Here is a 19,792-nt window from a genome sequence, read left to right as displayed (position 1 = left end):
TTGTTAAGTATTTAAATTATTACACTCACCACTTTGGGAATAAGAGGAATCAAGATGTCAAAAATCGTTAAAGTGATTGGCCGTGAAGTTATGGACTCACGTGGTAACCCTACGGTTGAAGCAGATGTTCACTTAGCTTCAGGCGCATGGGGTCGTGCATGTGCTCCGTCTGGTGCATCAACAGGTACTCGCGAAGCATTAGAATTGCGTGATGGTGACAAGTCTCGTTATTTAGGTAAAGGCGTTTTAACAGCCGTTAATTTTATCAATGCGGATATTGCACAAGCACTTGAAGGCAAAGACGCACTTGAGCAACGTAACATCGACCAAATCATGATCGATTTAGATGGCACTGAAAACAAAGAAAAACTAGGTGCAAACGCGATTTTGGCGGTCTCTCTTGCAAATGCTAAAGCAGCAGCACAAGAAAAAGGCGTTGCGCTTTATGAGCACATTGCTGATATCAACGGCACGTCGGGTCAATACTCAATGCCAGTACCTATGATGAACATTATCAATGGTGGTGAGCACGCGGATAACAATGTTGATATTCAAGAGTTCATGATCCAACCAGTTGGCGCTAAGAGCTTCCGCGAAGCACTGCGCATGGGTGCTGAAATCTTCCATAGCCTGAAAAAAGTACTTAACGCACGTGGCCTAAACACTGCGGTAGGTGACGAAGGCGGTTTTGCACCAGATCTTAAGTCAAACGAAGAAGCACTAGAAGTTATCGCGCAAGCGGTTGCTGATGCAGGTTACGAGTTAAACAAAGACATCACACTTGCACTAGACTGTGCGGCGTCTGAGTTCTACGTTGACGGTAAATATGATCTGAAAGGTGAAGGCAAAGCGTTTGATTCAGCTGGTTTTGCTGACTTCCTAGCAGATCTTGCTAACCGTTACCCAATTGTTTCAATCGAAGATGGTTTAGACGAAAGTGACTGGGCTGGCTGGAAAGTACTAACTGATAAAATCGGTGAAAAAGTACAGCTTGTTGGTGACGACTTATTCGTGACAAACACGAAGATCTTAAAGCGTGGTATCGACGAAAACATCGGTAACTCAATCCTAATCAAGTTCAACCAAATCGGTTCATTGTCTGAAACGCTTGATGCAATCAAGATGGCACAAGACGCAGGCTTCACTGCGGTAATTTCACACCGCTCTGGTGAAACCGAAGATGCTACGATTGCAGATCTTGCAGTAGGTACAGCAGCAGGCCAGATCAAAACAGGCTCTCTATGTCGCTCAGACCGTGTTGCTAAGTACAACCAGCTACTTCGCATCGAAGAAGCGCTGGGTGAAAAAGCGCTATACAAAGGTCGCTCAGAGATCAAAGGTCAGTAATAGACTGAACTTTACTTAAGATGATGAAAATGCCGTCACATTTGACGGCATTTTTGTTTGGTTATATACCATTTGTAATGTAATTCCTGTACTTTTGTTTCTGATGGAGCTAAACCCTTCAGCGTCTTGCTGGCTAACATTTAATCAGACCATATTTTTTTGCCAATGCCATTACATCTCCAAGACTCGTAACAGGATTGACCTTAAGTAAGGATTCTTCTATTGACACATTTAGTTGTGCTTCCAAGCATACTTTTTCAACAACGGATGTGAACCAAGAATCAGCATAGGGTGAAATGATTATGCGCTCGATTGCACTTTGTAAATCTATGTTCAATAAGAGACCAGAATTGATTGGTGTATCTCGTTCGAGGTTGGTTTCTGAATTCCAGCCAATGAGCCTCACTTCTTTCTCGAATGAGTACGGCTTTGACTTAGATAAAAACGGCTCAAGAGGATCTTTGCCAAATTGGTCACGAATATGGCTTATATAATTAACCGCCCTAAGTTTTAAATTGTCAATCGAGCAATGTTTTAAATTGTCAATCGAGCAATTGTAATCAACAGAAGCTAAAAGTTTTTCTTTTGAAGAAAATATACAAACAGCATTTTTGTTAACACCGTATAACTTCCACATTGCTGCGCATTCATGATCTGACTGGTGCCAGCAGCTTACATATATCCACTCCCTGCACAATGGGTATAGTTTCTCTCCATTGCGACAAGAGTAGGGACCAAAAGGGGTCATAAAAGTGCGTTTGTTTATTTTTTCTGTAAATGCCTTTTTGTCTTCGTCTAAACTCTGTTTCTCTTCTTTATTTAAAGATGTACTAGGCCAATTTAAGTTTACTGCTGCGCTGAGGTACTCATGTTCATTAGATATATCGAAAAAATTGGTTAATGTTAATCCTCCTTCTAAGGCATCATCGAATGATGACATTTTAGCTAGGAAAATCTTTCTAGTTTGAATAAGGCTGATAAATTTAGGAACGTCAAAATAGCGCTGGATGATTTTCGACATCGAGTTGCCCTCATATAGAATAAGCTTGTTTAATAGTAGCGCAAAAAGGGGGGCCTCAAAGGAATCATGTCAAAGAGCTCTATCTTTGCCTTTTAACTGGTAGATATATGGCTAGCTTTTCGCAATGTTTCAGATCTTTGTCAGGTGGCGTGGCTTCGCCACTTATCCGACCTACGCGGCGTAGGTTGGATAAGCGGCAGGCGTCATCCAACAATGTCACAGCTTAAAGCTTAAATTCTTGCGCTAAAATCTCTTGGGTAAAGCTGGTTTTAAGATAAAAACCACGGGGCAGGGTTTTGATCAACTTGCCATTTGGGCCAATGGCGTCGGTGGTGACTTTACTATTGGCGGCTTTGGGACGGATTTGCATTACTTGACCAAGGTGTCCTGAAATTTCATCAACGCGGCCAAGAGCGATAAGTTCAATTTGTTCTTCCCAATCTCTTTTTAACAAAGCTTCTTGTTGGGTATTCGGTTGCCATAAAAAGCCACTGCCGATGGTGCGCTCAACCGGTTGCAGTTCTCGCTCTGCTAATACAGGTAACCACAACACATGGCTGAGCTTTTTCTTTACTGTACTTTCTTCCCAAGTCACTCCAGTTAAGTTCGTCAGTGGCACAATCGACACATAGGTGGTTTCGAGCGGTTTACCGTTGTAGCCAATGGGTAAGGATTTTAGCTCTATACCTAAATGTTCAAAGTCGGGCACGGGTTTTGAACCCGCACTTGCCCCCAGTACATACTCGAGTAATTGTCCGGGCCAACCTTTTTCCCTAAGCAAGTGTTCAGGGCTTTTAAATTGATAACGCTCGGCAAGTTCGCCGAGGGTTAGGCCGGCGATTTCATCAACACGCTGCATCAACTGCGCAATAGAGGTTGGGGGAGCTGGTTTATTCAAGAGATTTAATGGTATCCATGGTCGTTCATTCGAGCATTGTAACGAATGCGCAGTGAATAAAAAACCGTAACCATATAAATGGTTAACTTTTAACCCCTTTTTTATCGGGATAAAAAATAACCGTAAAAATATACAGTGTTATAGATTACTTATTTGATATATAAGCGATTTTTTACATGTAAAAGAAAAGCATGCACCTTTGGAAGTGGTCATACTTGGATAAATACAACAATATAAACATAATTATCCACAGTTTCTGTGGAGAAAGTACTGTATAAAACTCAATTTTGTGGATTTGTTTGTAAAACAACCTTAATAATAAAATTTTATGCACAAGTTGTGGGTAACTTGCGTAAAAGCGGGAATAATATTTGCTGTAGGCCAGAAGTTGTGGAACAATCATTAAAAATCGACTTATAAAAGAGGCACTAAGGTGATTGATGCCGAAGGTTTTCGTGCCAATGTCGGAATTGTGATCTGTAACAACCAAGGGCAGGTATTTTGGGCTAGACGTTTTGGTCAGCATTCGTGGCAGTTTCCTCAAGGTGGGGTGGATGACGGTGAGACGCCGGAACAGACCATGTACCGAGAACTACACGAAGAAGTGGGTTTAAAACCTGAAGATGTCGAAATTGTTGCCAGCTCAAAGCACTGGTTGCGTTATAAGCTGCCAAAGCGTTTGATACGAAGAGATTCAAGTCCGGTCTGTATTGGCCAAAAGCAAAAATGGTTTTTGTTAAAGCTTAGGTGCAAAGATGAAGATGTGGATTTACTTCATACTCACCATCCTGAGTTTGATGACTGGCGCTGGGTGAGCTATTGGTACCCTGTGCGACAAGTGGTGTCTTTTAAGCGAGATGTGTATCGCCGGGTCATGAAAGAATTTGCCCCATTTGCCATGCCATTTAATAAAAAAGACAACAATGGTCGAGAAAATGGCTATCGCCAGCGTCGATAAAAGGAGTTAAAAGTGTTAGCAACATTGCGTTCAATAGTCGAGTCAGTGTCACAACAAGCGGATTTAGAAGCTGCTTTGACACTGTTTGTGACTATGGTTAAAGAAGCAATGAAAACGGAATGTTGTTCAATCTACTTTGCAGACTATAGCCAAGATAATTTTGTATTGATGGCCAGTGATGGCCTTAACCCAGAAGCGATTGGGCAATTTCGTATTGGTTTTACGGAAGGCCTTGTTGGCTTAGTTGCGCAGCGAGAAGAACCGATCAATATCGCGCATGCACAATCTCACCCGCGTTTTAAACTCTCCCCAGAAGTCAACGAAGAAGGTTACAATGCCTTTTTGTCGGTGCCTGTGGTACATCAGCGTAAAGTACTTGGTGTTATTGTTGTGCAGCAAAAAATGGCGCGGGTGTTTAGCCATGATGAAGAGTCGTTTTTAATTACACTCTCGGCTCAACTTGCTTCTCAACTTTCACATGTGGGTATTCAAAGCGTACTGACTCAAGAAGCTACCGCGCATCAAACGTCGGTTTTGAAAGGGGTGTCGGGTGCGCCGGGTATCGCCATTGGTGACGCTTATGTGGTGCTGCCGAAACTGGGCTTTGACAGTATTGAGCCCCAAAAGTCAGACAATGTTGAGCACCAGCGGCAACTATTTTTACAGGCGGTTGCCGCCACACGGCAAGAGTTTCATATTCTTGCCAATACGCTCAGTGATACCATTCCTAAAGAAGCGCTGGCTGTTTTTGAAGTGTATCAGCAGCTACTCGATGCGCAGAGTTTAGGGCAACAAGTTGACGCCCAATTAAAGCTTGGTTGGAACGCAAAAAGTGCTTTAAAGCATGTCATTGAAAGCCTTGTTTCACAATTTAATGCGATGACCGATCCGTACATTAAAGAACGTGCAGTAGATGTGAACGACATCGGTTTGCGGGTTTTGCATCATCTGGTAAGTACCGAGCACGCGGTAAAATCTTACCCCGATAACACAGTGCTTGTCGCTCATACATTAACCCCAAGTATGCTTGCAGAAGTGCCCAAAGACAAACTCAAAGGGGTAGTCAGTGTATTAGGTGCCGCCAACTCACATGCATCCATTTTAACACGCGCCATGGGCGTGCCCGCAATTTGGGGTATAGAAGATATTCCCTTATTGCAGCTTGAAGGCAAAGAGATGATACTCGATGGCTATGCGGGCAGGGTTTATATTTCTCCCTCACAGTCATTACGCCATGAATATGAACAAATGCGCCGTCAAGAGAGCTTATTACACGATAAGTTTGAGGCGGAGCATGCATTACCCCCCATCACGCTCGATGGTGAACGCATCAGTTTACTGTTAAATGCTGGGCTTGATTTAAGTACCGAGTCATTGACCGCTAAATATTGTGACGGTGTCGGCCTGTACCGTACCGAAGCGTGGTTTATGCAAAAGGGCCGTTTTCCTTCACAAAGTGAGCAAGAGCAATGGTACCGTGAAGTGCTCACTCGTTATCACCCCGAACCAGTCGTGATGAGAACTTTGGACATCGGTGGAGATAAAGTACTTGACTACTTTGATATTAAAGAAGAAAACCCATTTTTAGGCTGGCGTGGTATTCGTGTATCACTTGACCACCCCGAGCTTTTTTTAGATCAACTCAAAGCAATGATAAAGGCAAATGCAGGGCTTGGAAATTTGCGCATTATGCTGCCGATGGTGAGCCACACCGAAGAGGTGGACGAGACGCTTTCACTTATCGAACAGGCTTATTTTGAGTTACAAGAAGAGTGGGCCGACCAATTTCTGTTGATCGATAGGCCTGAAGTAGGCGTGATGCTTGAGGTACCATCGAGTGTGTTTTTACTACCTGAATGGTCGAAGAAAGTGGATTTTTGCTCAGTAGGGAGCAATGACTTAACGCAATACCTATTGGCCGTGGATAGAAATAACGCACAAGTTGCTGATTTGTTTGACCCTTATCACCCGAGTGTTTTGCGCGTTTTAAACTCCGTTGCAAAAAGCTGTCAGGAGTTTGAATTGCCTTTTAGCTTGTGTGGAGAGTTAGGCGGGGAGCCAGAAGGGGCTATTTTGCTGGTGGCCATGGGCTATCGTCGCTTAAGTATGAACATTTCTTCTTTGTCTAAAGTGAAGTGGGTACTGCGTCGATTGAATGTCAGTGATATGGAAATGTTATTGGCGGAATGTTTGTCACAGTCATCAGTCAAACAGGTACATCGTTTGTTACGTAACTTTATGATTGAACATAATTTCAGCGAACTATTCTATCAATCGAATTAGCGCCTGTTTCAAGGATGCATGGCTATACATAATGCGTTACCATTACCCGCTCAAAATAATAAGAGATAACCATACATGAGCGAAGCCATTTTACTGATAGCCAGTTGTGCGTTATTAGGTAGCTTTGTCGGCTTTCTTGCTGGACTATTAGGAATTGGCGGCGGCCTTATCATTGTGCCTGTACTGTCGGGCATTTTGCACTATTTCAACGTCGTACCAGAACCTCAAATTGTGTTAGTTGCAATCGCCACTTCGTTAGCATCAATTTTGTTTACATCCACCTCTTCTGCGCTTGCACATCATCGAAATGGTAATGTGCCTTGGCATATCGCGCCTTACGTAATGGGCGGCGTAGCATTTGGCGCACTGATCAGTGGATTTTTTGCGGCCATGTTGCCCGAGTCGGTGATCCGCGGCATTTTTGCTGTCAGTGTCGTCGTCATCGCGTTAAAAATGCTCTACAGTAGCGCAAAAAAAGTACAGTCGAACCGTCAACTGCCCAGTGGTCCGATGCTCACCTTCCTAACGACGTTAATGGGTGGATTATCGGCGATGATTGGCATTGGTGGCGGGGCCTTAATTGTGCCGTTATTAAGTCATTTTTCATTAGATGTTAGAAAAGCGATTGGTTGTGCGTCCGCTTGTGGCATTGTCATCGCCTTGTTTGGTTCGATAGGATATATTACGTCTGGCAGTAGTCACTACACCGTGAGTCAAGGCTTTGCAGGCTTTATTTATTTACCCGCGTTATTTGGTATTGTGCTGACATCGTGGTTTACAGCACCCATTGGCGCGAAGTCGACGCAGTTTTTGCCAGTTTCGACAATAAAGAAAATTTTCGCGGCATTACTTTTAGTAATTGCCTTCAATATGATCATAAATTAAGGGAAAGCGATGGCTTTGCAGTTTCCACAGATTGATCCTGTCATATTTTCGATAGGGCCATTGAGCGTGCGCTGGTACGGCATGATGTATTTAATTGGCTTTGTGTTTGCTATGTGGATGGCAAATCGGCAGGCTGAGAAACCTAACTCTGGTTGGAGCAAAGAGCAGGTCAGTGATTTGCTGTTTTACAGTATGCTGGGTGTGATTTTAGGCGGCCGCATTGGCTATGTCTTGTTCTACCAGTTTTTATATTTCATCGAAAATCCGCTGTACTTATTCCGTATTGATCAAGGTGGTATGTCGTTCCATGGCGGCGCTCTGGGTGTGATCACCGCGATTATCGTGTTCGCTTTTAAAACCAAGAAATCAATCGTATCAGTGGGTGATTTTGTTGTACCACTGGTGCCAGTAGGCCTAATGGCTGGGCGCATTGGTAATTTTATCAACGGCGAGCTTTGGGGACGAACCACAGATGTACCATGGGCATTTGTATTTCCAACTGGCGGTCCATTACCAAGACATCCATCGCAATTATACGAAGCCTTTTTTGAAGGGTTAGTGTTATTTATCATGTTGATAGTTTTTGCCAAAAAGCCAAGACCAGCCGGTAGTGTTGCCGGGCTATTTTTACTCGGTTATGGGGTTTTCCGGTTCTGTATTGAATACTTCCGCGAGCCTGATGCACACATAGGGCTTTATGCTGGAGTGATTTCACAAGGTCAGATCCTGTCGTTGCCAATGGTGATTGCGGGCGCAGGTTTAATGATTTGGGCGTATAAAACACAGCCTGTAGAAAATAAGTCTTAGACAAGTAAGATAGCGATTATGAAACAGTATTTAGATTTAATGCGCCATGTGAAAGAGCATGGCACGGTAAAGCAGGACCGAACTGGAACAGGTACCATTAGCGTTTTTGGCTATCAAATGCGTTTTAATTTGCAAGACGGTTTTCCCTTGGTTACCACCAAAAAGTGTCACTTACGTTCAATTATTCATGAATTACTGTGGTTTTTAAAAGGCGAGACAAACATTGCCTATTTAAAAGAAAACGGTGTCAAAATTTGGGATGAGTGGGCAACGGACGAGGGAGAATTGGGCCCTGTATACGGTAAGCAATGGCGTTCTTGGACAGGTGAAAATGGCGAAGTGGTCGATCAAATTAAAGATCTGATCGAGCAAATCAAAACGAATCCTGATTCACGCCGTTTAATTGTGAGTGCATGGAACCCAGCATTATTGCCCGATACTCAGTACTCGCCAAAAGACAATGCTGCTATGGGCAAACAAGCGTTGCCGCCATGCCACACGCTGTTTCAATTCTATGTATTGGATGGCAAGTTATCCTGCCAGCTTTATCAGCGTAGCGGTGATATTTTCTTGGGTGTGCCATTTAATATCGCCAGTTATGCGTTGTTGACCATGATGGTTGCGCAGGTATGTGATCTTGAGCCGGGTGATTTTGTTCATACCTTTGGTGATGCGCATTTGTATTTGAATCATCTAGAGCAGGTTGATGAGCAATTGTCTCGCACACCATTTGCAAAACCAACGATGAAAATTAACCCTGATGTAAAAGACATATTTTCGTTTACATATGAAGATTTTGAGCTCGAAGGATATCAAGCTCATCCTCATATTAAAGCACCTGTGGCCATTTAGGAGAAAAAATGAAAGCTGTTATTCCAGTAGCGGGACTCGGCACGCGCATGCTACCTGCAACAAAAGCGATTCCAAAAGAAATGCTGCCAATTGTTGACCGTCCACTCATTCAATATGTGGTAGATGAAGCGGTTGCTGCGGGCGTCAAGGAAATCGTATTGGTTACACACTCGAGTAAAAATTCGATAGAAAACCACTTTGATACCAGTTTTGAACTTGAAGCGACGTTAGAAAAGCGTGTAAAGCGTCAGTTACTTGAAGAGGTGCAATCAATTTGCCCCAAAGACGTCACCATTATTCACGTTCGTCAAGGCGAAGCGAAAGGACTAGGACATGCCATCAATTGCGCTGCACCAATTATAGGCGATGCGCCGTTTGTAGTGATGCTGCCCGATGTATTGATTGATAATGTAGCGTGTGACCTGAAAAAAGACAACCTTGCACAAATGATTGCTCGCTTTAAAGAAACTGGCAACAGTCAGATCATGGTGGAGCAAGTGGCCCATGAGGATGTCGATAAATTTGGTATTGCTGACATTGGTGATGTAAAACTGAAGCCGGGGCAAAGCTGTGATTTGAATACCCTCGTTGAGAAGCCTGCCATTGATGAAGCCCCTTCAGACTTGGCTGTGGTAGGGCGTTATGTTTTGTCTAAAGCAATTTGGCCATTACTTGCCAAAACTCCGCTTGGGGCCGGTGGTGAAATTCAACTGACGGATGCTATTGCCATGCTGATGGAACAAGAAACTGTTCAAGCGTATGCTATGAAAGGCAAGAGCCACGACTGCGGCAGTAAACTTGGTTACTTACAAGCCAATGTTGAATATGCATTAAGAAGAGCGGAATTTGCTGAGCCTTTGAAGGCGTATGTGAAATCATTAGTGTAAGTAAAATTCAGTTTATGAATTAAAAAGTGCCTATCATGGCTAATGCCGTTCACTTAAGGTGAACGGCATTGTTACGTTTAGCAACCGGATATCGGTTTTTAGACACCTTCAATACCCTCGGGTAACTTCGCTCTCGTTTTCCCTCAAGTTTAAACTGACTAGCATTTCTTTCTATATCCAAGATGATTTTAGGGACATTGCCTGGGGCATATATTGGCATTTGAGTAAGTTTGTAGATGATATGTGATGAAGCATCTCTGAAACTAAGTTGATTTGGGTAAACACTTTTTAGCGATTTAGCCATCAATACCATTTTGTAGCGGATAAGGTTGTAAGCTAGTAACAAGCCCCATAGCTCTTGGTGAATTAGCTCCGGTAAGTTGCTGCGCAAGGTGAATCGACTTTCCAATAGGTGTTGCTTCATTTCTCGATAGCCCATTTCAATTTCCCAGCGGTGCGCATATAAATCTACAATCTCCGAAGCTGGATATGCCATGGCGTCAGTCATTGATGTGAGCACGCTTACTTCTTTTCCTTTCACTCGCCTAGTCAATAATCTCACTGTTATAGAGTCGGGTAAGTCAGGGCGCTTCTTCTTAGCCTGCGGCGTCATTGTTAGACGAACTAGCTTATCTTGCTTCCCTAAGCTATCAACAACTTCATACTGAGTGCCTTTCTTGAGGGGGAGCAACCAATGCGTGTTATTTCCTTTTTGCTCCCATTCATGTAGCAAGCCGAGTGAATAAAACCCCTTATCGAAGAGCGTCAAGCTATTATCAGGAATATGGTTAATGAGTCTGCTCGCTAGATTCATCTCGTTTTCACTTACACTATCAAAAGCGCTCCCCAGTATGAGGTGGCTGCTTAACTCCATTAAGCAGACCATCCTGACTTGCGGATAACCAGCGCAACTGGCTTTATTGGCTGTTCGGGCAAAGGCAGCACTGTTTGCACTGCTATCAGGCGTTCGCCAAACTACACCATCAACACCGTAAATATTAAGGCCATTCCAATGTGGATGCTCCGCACGTTCATGCCAAGTTTGGGCTGTACGGTAAAAAACATCTTGTACTACATTACTACCTAGCTTTTTTCTAGCTTGAGTGACGGCGCTTCGGGCGACATAATCCACGTCTTGAGGTAAGACGATATCTAACTTGTTAATTAGCTGACGAACGGACTCCGTTCGGAACAAGGACATACCAATGACAGCCCAAATCATAGCGTCCATTGGTAGCTTGCGTTTACGCAATGTTGCTACACCATTAGAATCTAAACAGGCTTGTATAATCTCTGGCTCTAAAACATCAGCCAAGCTTTGAAATTCAGTGAGACGAGAAATAGATGTGCGAGCAAGTGCTTCTGACAATTCCATTAAAAAATCCGATACCAGTAAACTGATATCGGATTTTGAAGCCTTCAAAAGATCGGTCAACCGATCATTGAAATATTTCTTAACTGATCGGCATTACCTATCATGGCACTTTTTTTGCTAAAAAATCGTATGGTATGGACAAGGGTTGTTTAAGGGGAACTAAGTACGATGTTAGCTAAAAATATGATGATTCTTTTGCTAGTCACTTTAATGCCTGCTTGTGCTTTGCTGGGTGAGCAGTCTATAAATGCACGGCAGCCCGTTTATCGTTCTGATATTGAGCCTTATCTGCAAGAGTGGGAACAAAGCAAGCAAAGTATTGCTCGGCTAAGAGAAATGGAAGAAGACCTTTCTCTATTACTCAAATTAGTGGCATCTCAAGCTAATATTGATGCCTTGCCCCCAGAGTTGCGCAGTGATGTTGAAAAAGTAACTCATCGAGCTACGCCGCAGACACAAGGTAGCCAAACAGTACAACCTTTCGTTAAATTGGGTACATTTCTACAAAAAGACCAAGCTCAGGCGTATCTAGCTGCATTCGAAAAGCGTTATCCGCAGCTGAAAACCATTATGTCCTATCAAATAACAAGCATTAATAACGGTAATGCAAACCGTTTCGTTGTGCTTGGTGGGCCGTTCCAATCTAGTAGCGACGCAAGTAAAGTTTGCCGAGTTTTAAATCAAATAAGTGAGTCATGTCAATTGGTTACTGACTAATTGCTACGAAAATAATCATATCTTTTAAAATATCAAAAAGTGGTACAAATTATTAAAGTTATGCGATAAAGTGTCGATAAAATTATGTCGCCATTCCAGCGTTAAGGAAGGCTAGTTCAAAAACATAAGGAATTTAATATGAATACAAAGGCCATAATTACTTCAAGTTTATTATCTCTTGCCATTGTTAGTGCAGCAGTTAACGCCGAGTCAGCAAGTTTTAAAGCAACCGTAAAGGTTACAAATATATTCTCTTTTGATAAGGTAACTGATTTGTCATTTGGTACTGTTAGGGCTAAGGCTGACACAACAGGAGCCGAGTCAGCAGGACTAGTACTATCCGCCGAACCTGGTGGTACTTTATCCCCTCTATCAAACGCTACACTCGCTAATGCAGCACTTACAGCTATGGGTGGAGAAGTATCTCCTGCAAGCTTTACGATTACTGGTGTTGCAAAAAACGCTCGTTTAACGGTTACACCGCCAACAGAAACGGATCTTATTATTGAGGGGAATCCAGACTCTGCTGCTAAATTTGTTTTGAGTGATTTCACGTATCACATCACAAAGGGCTTTACTACGGGGAATGTTGCTTCGGGTACGATCCTTCAAGCTGATGATGGGGGGAATTTGGATTTTAATCTAGGTGCAACCCTTCGCACGAGTAGCAATGATGCAAACGGTACCACAGAAGATTACACTGATGGAGATTACTCTGGTTCGTTTAATATAGAAGTAAACTATTAAGCTGTACTGTTGAGTTATGAAATGGATATTCATTAACGGTTTAGCGATATATTCAACAACCTGTATTGCGCAGGTTGTTGAACCGCTGAATTTTGGTTCCCTAGTTGTTCCTAACAATGCACGCCAGTCTTCGATAACGATCTACCCAGACAACAAAATTGAAACAAGCGGACTTTATGTGTACGAAGCTGGTAGTCCAGCGTTAATTGTATTCGACTCTTTACCTGTAGGAACTCGAGTTTATATTTCTGACGATGCGAGTGAGACACACCTAACTTCAAGTGCACATAGTCAGTATTTTGTAGTCGAAAATTTACATTATCAAAAATCACATATCGTTAATCAGTATGGAGAGCTGACACTTTCAATTGGCGCTACTTTAAGAACTTCAGCAAATGGTAGCCCATATTTTGATGGAAAATATTCTTCGGTCCTTGAGATTAGTTTGGATTACTAACTTGATATGAAAACACAATTTAGCGTTTATTCATTGTTACTTATTATGTTTCTTGTAAGTTTGGCTGGTAGTTTTAATGCGCATGCCAGTTTATTAATAGCGCCGACCCGAGTGGTGTTTGATGAGCGAACTCGCACGGCTAAAGTTTATCTCATTAATAACTCGAATGAGCGTAAAACTTATCGTTTGGGTTGGAAGGAGACACTTGCTAAACCAGAGGGGGGCTATGAAACTTTATCTGGCTTAATCGATTCATCCTTGAGTCCGATGGTAAGAATGAGCCCAAGCCAACTAACCTTAAGCCCTGGAGAGCGGCAAGTCGTCAAGTTGGCGATTAGAAAGCCTAAAGGCCTTAAGCAACAGGAATATCGCTCACACTTGCAATTCAAAGCATTGCCAAACCAAAAAGAGCACTCCAAAAAGCAAGTAGGGATTAACATCAGTATGATCATGAGTTATTCCATACCTGTAATGTATAGACCCAAAAAACAACCGCCAGTAGTTGATATTACAAGTGTCGAAATTAAGCAACCCAATACCCTGATAATTAATCTGAATAAGAAAGGGCAATATAGTAGTTTTGGTAATTATGAAGCTTGGTTTATTCCAGAAAATGGCAATGAAGAGAAACAAATTGCCGTTTTATCTCATGCCAGTATATATGCTGAAACAAACGAGGCCGTGGTTGAACTGAGCACAATTGATGGTTTTAAATTTAACCAAAATGGGACTATAAAAGTAACTTATATAGGTGAGCAAGAGTATAGAGGTCATACTTTTGCGCAACAAACAATTCCTTTTAAGCTTTAGAAGCGGTCCCTTCAAGTGCCAGTATGCAACCGGACGATTATGCCTCTGCTATTGGCGTTAGCTTTCAACACCAGCGCTAACGCCAATAATCACTATGACAATATTCTAGAAGTCTTAAAACGTATTGATGATAAATTCGTTGAATCTCAATTAAGTCCTCTACAGCAAAATGCATCCGGTAGTATTCCTGTCGGCGAATTGTTGTTTCTTTCTATTTATGTGGAAAGGAACTATTTGGGTGAGGCTGTGGCCGTTAAAAGTAACACAGGCGCTTGGCTTGAACTAACTAGCTTTTTTGAAAGTCTAGACTTTGCAATCGATAGTCACTCTGGAAAGTATAGCGGTTGGTTTATTGATACAAGCAATCGCTTTTCTTTTGATCCAGAATCGCTAGTAGCCGAAGTTGCCGGGCAAACTTATAAAATAGACAAATCAGACTTGTATAGTGAACAAGGCGAATTTTATATTGATTTAGCCGTATTAGAGTCTTGGTTTGGTTTAGAAGTAGAAGTTGATTACGCAGCTTTGCAGGCGAAAGTGAGTTCCAGGCATGTGTTGCCTATTGAAGCAAAATTGGACCGAAAAAAGCGCTCAAAGAGCCAATGGAGCGGTAGTCGTTATGCCACCAAACCATGGAAAGCTAGCCCTTATCGGTTTATGTCTTCTCCGTTGGCTGACATTCAGTTTGGGTATAGAAAAGATAAAGCACAAGACAACTTAAATTATTCAGTTTTAGGAGCGCAAGACTTCGCATACTTGAGAAGCGAGTACTATTTTTCAGGTTATGAAGGGGATTTACTTAATCAAGCTCGTCTGTCATTCAGTAGAGAGGAGCAACAAGGCAGTCTGTTTGGCTTTATGAATGCAACTCAGTTTAGTGTTGGGGATGTCGTTGCTACTCGAGTGGGGAGTTTGCATCAAAATCAACTAAGCAGAGGCATAAAAGTATCCAATACACCACTGGGTAAATTGCTTGATCAAAATCGCATATCTATTTTTGGTGATGTACAGAATGGGTGGGATGTTGAGTTATATCAAAATGGCGTATTGGTAGAACAACTATTTGACAGTAATGATGGCCGCTATATTTTCGAAAATATCAATTTACTGTTTGGATTAAATGAATTTGAAATCATCCTCTATGGCCCTCAAGGTCAAGTTGAAAAGCGTACTGAGCAGCATTTTATTGACGGAAATGCGCTAGATTCTGGTGAAGCCGTCTATGAAGCGTCTCTCACTCAGCAAGGACATCGAGTTCTTGACGACGAACAATATCAAATTGGCCCATTGGGGTGGCTTTTATCTACACGCTATGAACAAGGCTTATCAGACTCCATGTCTATATATGGTGCTACATCGATTCGTGAAGGTATTGGACAAGGGCCGAAGAGTATATTCTCCATTGGTAGTAATATGACACTGCTTGAACGTTTTCTTATCAATACAAATTATGAGCAAGATGATTTATCGCAGTCTCGTTTCGAGTTGATAACTCGTGGCAAAATCCTTAACCAAGCAATGCGATTGCACTACCTGCGTTTGAAAAAAAGTGTCTCAGATAACTTTTTAAAAAATGAAGTTAAGGCACAGTCAAATTGGGGAATTGAATTTTCTGGCAGTGTATCTTCATCTGAGTATGGGCGACTGAACTACAAAAATGCACTTTCCTATACAAGTAAACATGAGCTAAGTAGCAATAGAACGTTTACCAACGGGCTAAACTATACGATTGGCAGATACACGTTCGGTAATCAACTACAGTGGCGAGATACATCAAGCGGTGAACGCAGTGGGACTGGGAGCACACGATTCCAAACAAGGCTAGGGAAACTGTACGGTCGTTTTTCTGTTAATTATAAGTTCAAACCAGAGCGTGAATTGACAAGTTACTCAGCAGAGTTATACACAAATATTTTGACAGATATACAAGCTCAATTGAGCTATACAAGCTCGTTAGAAAACGAGCTAGATACCACTAAATTGGCGCTGAGTTGGCAACATGATGACTTCAGTATTAATACATCGATGTCATACAATAGTGACGACCATTGGCAGGTGGGTATATTCGGGCGTTTTAGTGTGGGTTATAACGCTATGGATAACAGCTACTTTACCGCTCGCAGAAGCTTAACACAAAGTGGTAGCGCACTTATTAGAGTATTTTTAGATCAGAATAACAATGGTCAGTTTGATGATACTGAATCGTTAATTGAAAATGTGAAGATTAAAGCAATACAAGCGAGTCGTTATGCTACAACGAATCAGCAAGGAATTGCAGAACTTACAGGTATGTTGGCAAATAGAAGGACAGACATCGTTTTGGATGAACAAAGTATTGACGATCCTTTTGTAATGCCAAGACATGAGGGCGTTTCAATAACACCTAGAGCTGGGTATGTTGAGTATTTGGACTTTCCTTTGGTTAACGCCAGTGAAGTTGAAGGTAATGTTTATATTGAGGGGGGCAAAACTTTGCCGTACGCCCAAGTTAAACTCATAGATGAGAACGGAACTAAGGTGGCCGAAACCGAAGCCGCTTTTGACGGCTACTATTTATTTACTGATTTAAAGCCTGGAAAATACACAGCTCAAGTTAGTGAAGCACAGGTGATGCGTAAAAACTTGAAAGTAAATGAGCAAATAGCGGTTGAGCTACCAGAAGAGGGTGCTGTGCTTTCTGGGGTAGATTTTACATTAAAAGAAATGAAAAAAGTGAATGGGCTGGTCGCAAGTTTAGGTGAATTCTCGAGTTTACCTATTTTGAAGACGTACTTTATAATGATAAACAAGCAGTTAAGTCAATACCCAAACTATTCTCCTTTTTACTTTAAGGAGTTAAAAAGTGGTAAATATTTATTGGCACTAGATTATTCAACTAACTCAACGAGCAGTGTGAATGAAGCATGTGAACGATTGAAAAACAATGGACTAGCCTGCGAAGTCAAGCAAGCACTGATGCAATACTGAATTTAAAGGATGAATGATGATAAAGCTCAAACTACTCAAAACAAGTGCTTTGGTTTGTGGAATTTTATTTTTAGTGGCAGGGTGTAGCAGTACGTCATCAAAAAATGAGAATATCGCTGTTATTACTAAATCAGAACTGGCAGAACTGCAAGAATCAGCGAAACAATGGCAAGAAGCTAAAGCTGGGGTTGATCGTTTGCTTAAAATAGAAAGAGATTTAGGCGTTTTAATTACCCAGCTAGATGGGTTAGTAAAAAAACAAATGGAACAAGAGTCTAGGCAGACAATGTATGCTCAAAATGTGCTTAGCAAAGACGCAGAGGTTGAAGTATCGAGTTTACCCGCCAAGCCAGTGCCAGTTGAAGATAATAAGACGCTAACCTTACAAACTGCTCCTTCTGAACCTCAAAATACTGTCACAGCAACAGTAAGTGAGCCAAAAGCAGCAGATAGAAGTAATCACGGTAATAGTGGCTTAAAATATGCGTTGCAGTTGAGCTCAGTGACGCAAAAGGCGCGTTTGGAGAGTTTACTTCCCTTGCTCAAAGCGAAGTTACCTGAAACATTATACAAACAGTTAAATGTTGAAACAGCCAATGTCAATAATGTGACTTTTTTTCGGCTTAAAGCGGGAGGCTATGCCGAAAAATCAGCCGCACTCGACGCTTGCAAAGACCTCAAGAAAAAAGCCATTAATTGTATTGTAAGCAACTTTAATCAAGACTCTCTAACTACAAAACTATAGCAACACCTTTTCGGTATGCTTTTTGCATTTATCATGAGCAGAACTGTTAATTTGGGCTCGATGATAATGCGCGTAGTACTTCTTTTAATTTGTATAGGCCTTGTTGGCTGCCAAAGCGCAGGTGATGTCGAGAAGCATCACCCGTTATATGTAACACCAGAACGTACCATGGCACCTTACACTGTACATCAGTATGTCAGTGATTTAAGTGTGCAATTGAGTAACATTACAGGGGTGAGAAAACGCAATGCCAGTATAGCCGTAATGAGCTTTTTCAAAGCCGACGGGTTAGGAAAAAGCCTTGCCAGCCAACAAATGTCGGGCCTAAGTCAGCAGATCCAAGAAAGCCTACTCACTCAGTTTACGCAACTGGGTTACCACGCTGTAGAGCATCGTCTAGAAAATCAACTCACGCTACTTGAGAACGCCGATAGCATGCTAAGTCGTAAGCTCGATAACTTAAGAGAACGTCAGAATATTGACTTTGTGATCACAGGTACCCTGACTCAGCAACAACATGCCTACATCGTCAATGCTAGACTTATTGATATGCAAAGCTCACGCGTTGTCTCTGCTGCAACTACTGAGATCCCAATCAATGTGATGTGGTCGGATGAAAAAGTACAGCAACGCGATGGTGCTATCTATCGTACTGAATATTAATGAGGAACACACAATGAAGAATTTGTTATATATATTGTTATTACCATTGGGTGTTGGATGCGCCAATATGATGGAATCATTTGGTACACAAAAGCAAGGTGATTTGTCAGCATCAAGTACTCAACGTGGCGTTATGGCACCTGCGACAACCAAAGAAGCATTTCAAGCGCGTAATGCAATTCCTAATCAAGTTAGCCAGATGGCAAGCGTCAGTCGTAAGAATATCAATCACTATGTGCGCGGTATCATGCAAGATATGATTGAAAATTTACAGTACGTCAACGCTAAGACTCCTTTGGCTGTTTCTAGTTTTGTATACCTAGATGATGACTACGGGCAAGGCACGTTGCTTGGTAACCAACTGTCGGAGAGTTTCATGCATGAGTTACATAAATTTGGTGTTGCAGTGGTGGACTTTAAAACGACAGACTATATGCGTGTGACGCCTCAAGGTGACTTTGTTTTTAGCCGTGACTACCTAGAGCTAAATGAAACTCAGAACTTTCAATACGTTTTAGCGGGCACATTAGTTAATCACCAAGGCGGTGTATTGGTTAATGCGCGAATCGTTGGGATCAATAGTAAGGCGGTGGTAGGCTCTGCACAGGGGTTTATCCCTCAGTCTGTAGTCGATGCCTTGGGTAACAGCTATCGAACCGATGGTGTTTTGTTAAAAAAAGCGAGTAATTGAGGTTTAAGATGAAACAGCAATTTTGTTTATGGGCAACGCTTTTAGCATCGTTAGCTGGGTGTCAATTAATCACACCGATGCAGCAGCCTGTTCATCCGCAACCAGCAGCAAGTCCATTGGATGAACTCTATCGTCAAGCACAAGCTACAAAACAACGTGAGCAGGCGGATGAATACGCAATGAATCAAAACGCATTGAAGTTTAACCCGATGCGACATAACTTGAGTTTGTCTAATTATGTCGAGCAAATGGCGCTCGATCTCGTAGACACGATGACTTACGAAGATGAGATACACATTGCTGTCGCGTCGTTTGTCGAGTTTGACAATAATTTGCGCTCAACCAATCAGTTGGGTAATCAGCTATCGGAAACTTTTATTCACCAGCTACAAAAGTTTGGCTATGGCGTGGTTGATTTCAAGACAGCCAACTCTATTACGGTGACAGCGAATGGTGATTTTTCATTTTCACGAGAATTGAAACGGCTGGCACAGAAAAAAGTGGCCAGTCATGTTTTATCAGGCACCATGATATACAGAAGCACCGGCGTTGAAGTGAATGCACGTATCGTTGATATCGAGTCCAAGCAGGTCATTGCTACCAGTAGTAAGCTTGTGCCCAGTTATGTTTTGCAAAGCGCTGATTTGATTGTGTCGCAATTTCCGTAAGCTTGTCTCGTTTC

19 protein-coding genes are annotated in these 19,792 nt (G+C 42.2%); 16 read left to right on the top strand and 3 right to left on the bottom strand.

Going from position 1 to position 19,792, the window contains the following annotated elements:
- Positions 1 to 54 precede the first annotated feature (54 nt).
- Entirely contained in the window at positions 55 to 1,347 is a 1,293-nt protein-coding gene (gene eno / locus AC5FX4_RS14710; protein WP_493607105.1) for a phosphopyruvate hydratase, read from the top strand.
- A 133-nt stretch (positions 1,348 to 1,480) separates the two neighbouring features.
- Here eno and AC5FX4_RS14705 read toward each other — a convergent pair whose 3' ends face one another.
- The gene (locus AC5FX4_RS14705; RefSeq protein ID WP_493607104.1) at positions 1,481 to 2,368 is read right to left on the bottom strand and encodes a DUF2971 domain-containing protein; all 888 of its coding nucleotides are present in this window, start codon (positions 2,366 to 2,368) and stop codon (positions 1,481 to 1,483) included.
- A gap of 223 nt (positions 2,369 to 2,591) precedes the next feature.
- Positions 2,592 to 3,266, bottom strand: a complete 675-nt coding sequence (mutH, locus tag AC5FX4_RS14700) for a DNA mismatch repair endonuclease MutH (protein WP_493607103.1) — start codon at positions 3,264 to 3,266, stop codon at positions 2,592 to 2,594.
- A 433-nt stretch (positions 3,267 to 3,699) separates the two neighbouring features.
- Between mutH and rppH the strand changes: the two genes are divergently transcribed.
- From rppH to galU, 6 genes are all read left to right on the top strand, one after another.
- Positions 3,700 to 4,224 carry an RNA pyrophosphohydrolase gene (gene rppH / locus AC5FX4_RS14695; protein ID WP_493607102.1) on the top strand — a complete coding sequence of 175 codons (525 nt, stop codon included), beginning with the start codon at positions 3,700 to 3,702 and terminating at the stop codon, positions 4,222 to 4,224.
- A gap of 12 nt (positions 4,225 to 4,236) precedes the next feature.
- On the top strand, positions 4,237 to 6,507 hold the full coding sequence (gene ptsP / locus AC5FX4_RS14690) for a phosphoenolpyruvate--protein phosphotransferase (RefSeq protein ID WP_493607101.1): 2,271 nt from the start codon (positions 4,237 to 4,239) through the stop codon (positions 6,505 to 6,507).
- A 75-nt stretch (positions 6,508 to 6,582) separates the two neighbouring features.
- Positions 6,583 to 7,392, top strand: coding sequence for a sulfite exporter TauE/SafE family protein (locus AC5FX4_RS14685; RefSeq protein ID WP_493607100.1), 810 nt, complete (start codon positions 6,583 to 6,585; stop codon positions 7,390 to 7,392).
- 9 nt (positions 7,393 to 7,401) lie between these two features.
- A complete protein-coding gene (gene lgt, locus AC5FX4_RS14680; protein ID WP_493607099.1) occupies positions 7,402 to 8,199 on the top strand; it encodes a prolipoprotein diacylglyceryl transferase in 798 nt (265 codons plus the stop codon).
- Positions 8,200 to 8,217: 18 nt separating this feature from the next.
- The gene (locus tag AC5FX4_RS14675; RefSeq protein WP_493607098.1) at positions 8,218 to 9,051 is read left to right on the top strand and encodes a thymidylate synthase; all 834 of its coding nucleotides are present in this window, start codon (positions 8,218 to 8,220) and stop codon (positions 9,049 to 9,051) included.
- An 8-nt stretch (positions 9,052 to 9,059) separates the two neighbouring features.
- Positions 9,060 to 9,938, top strand: a complete 879-nt coding sequence (galU, locus tag AC5FX4_RS14670) for a UTP--glucose-1-phosphate uridylyltransferase GalU (RefSeq protein WP_493607097.1) — start codon at positions 9,060 to 9,062, stop codon at positions 9,936 to 9,938.
- A 49-nt stretch (positions 9,939 to 9,987) separates the two neighbouring features.
- Here galU and AC5FX4_RS14665 read toward each other — a convergent pair whose 3' ends face one another.
- The gene (locus AC5FX4_RS14665; protein WP_493604995.1) at positions 9,988 to 11,313 is read right to left on the bottom strand and encodes an IS4 family transposase; all 1,326 of its coding nucleotides are present in this window, start codon (positions 11,311 to 11,313) and stop codon (positions 9,988 to 9,990) included.
- A gap of 168 nt (positions 11,314 to 11,481) precedes the next feature.
- Here AC5FX4_RS14665 and AC5FX4_RS14660 point away from each other — a divergent pair, with 168 nt between their 5' ends.
- The 9 genes from AC5FX4_RS14660 (at position 11,482) to AC5FX4_RS14620 (ending at position 19,778) form a co-directional block, all read left to right on the top strand.
- Entirely contained in the window at positions 11,482 to 12,030 is a 549-nt protein-coding gene (locus AC5FX4_RS14660) for an SPOR domain-containing protein (RefSeq protein WP_493607096.1), read from the top strand.
- A 138-nt stretch (positions 12,031 to 12,168) separates the two neighbouring features.
- Positions 12,169 to 12,777 carry a DUF4402 domain-containing protein gene (locus tag AC5FX4_RS14655; RefSeq protein WP_493607095.1) on the top strand — a complete coding sequence of 203 codons (609 nt, stop codon included), beginning with the start codon at positions 12,169 to 12,171 and terminating at the stop codon, positions 12,775 to 12,777.
- A gap of 16 nt (positions 12,778 to 12,793) precedes the next feature.
- Complete coding sequence (locus AC5FX4_RS14650) at positions 12,794 to 13,234, top strand: DUF4402 domain-containing protein (protein WP_493607094.1); 441 nt, start codon at positions 12,794 to 12,796, stop codon at positions 13,232 to 13,234.
- 6 nt (positions 13,235 to 13,240) lie between these two features.
- Positions 13,241 to 14,044, top strand: a complete 804-nt coding sequence (locus AC5FX4_RS14645; RefSeq protein WP_493607093.1) for a fimbrial biogenesis chaperone — start codon at positions 13,241 to 13,243, stop codon at positions 14,042 to 14,044.
- Between the two features lie 39 nt (positions 14,045 to 14,083).
- The gene (locus tag AC5FX4_RS14640; protein WP_493607092.1) at positions 14,084 to 17,011 is read left to right on the top strand and encodes a hypothetical protein; all 2,928 of its coding nucleotides are present in this window, start codon (positions 14,084 to 14,086) and stop codon (positions 17,009 to 17,011) included.
- A 16-nt stretch (positions 17,012 to 17,027) separates the two neighbouring features.
- On the top strand, positions 17,028 to 17,756 hold the full coding sequence (locus AC5FX4_RS14635; protein WP_493607091.1) for an SPOR domain-containing protein: 729 nt from the start codon (positions 17,028 to 17,030) through the stop codon (positions 17,754 to 17,756).
- Positions 17,757 to 17,822: 66 nt separating this feature from the next.
- Positions 17,823 to 18,419 (top strand): FlgO family outer membrane protein, encoded by a 597-nt coding sequence (locus tag AC5FX4_RS14630; RefSeq protein ID WP_493607090.1) that lies wholly within the window; start codon positions 17,823 to 17,825, stop codon positions 18,417 to 18,419.
- Positions 18,420 to 18,432: 13 nt separating this feature from the next.
- Positions 18,433 to 19,110: a FlgO family outer membrane protein gene (locus AC5FX4_RS14625; RefSeq protein ID WP_493607089.1), complete on the top strand. Its 678-nt coding sequence runs from the start codon at positions 18,433 to 18,435 to the stop codon at positions 19,108 to 19,110.
- An 8-nt stretch (positions 19,111 to 19,118) separates the two neighbouring features.
- Positions 19,119 to 19,778: a FlgO family outer membrane protein gene (locus AC5FX4_RS14620; RefSeq protein ID WP_493607088.1), complete on the top strand. Its 660-nt coding sequence runs from the start codon at positions 19,119 to 19,121 to the stop codon at positions 19,776 to 19,778.
- Positions 19,779 to 19,792 lie beyond the last annotated feature (14 nt).

It is taken from the genome of Pseudoalteromonas sp. ATL1 (assembly GCF_058933015.1).
The sequence above is the reverse complement of the archived record's forward strand: the minus strand, read 5'-3'. Positions and strand labels throughout refer to the sequence as shown.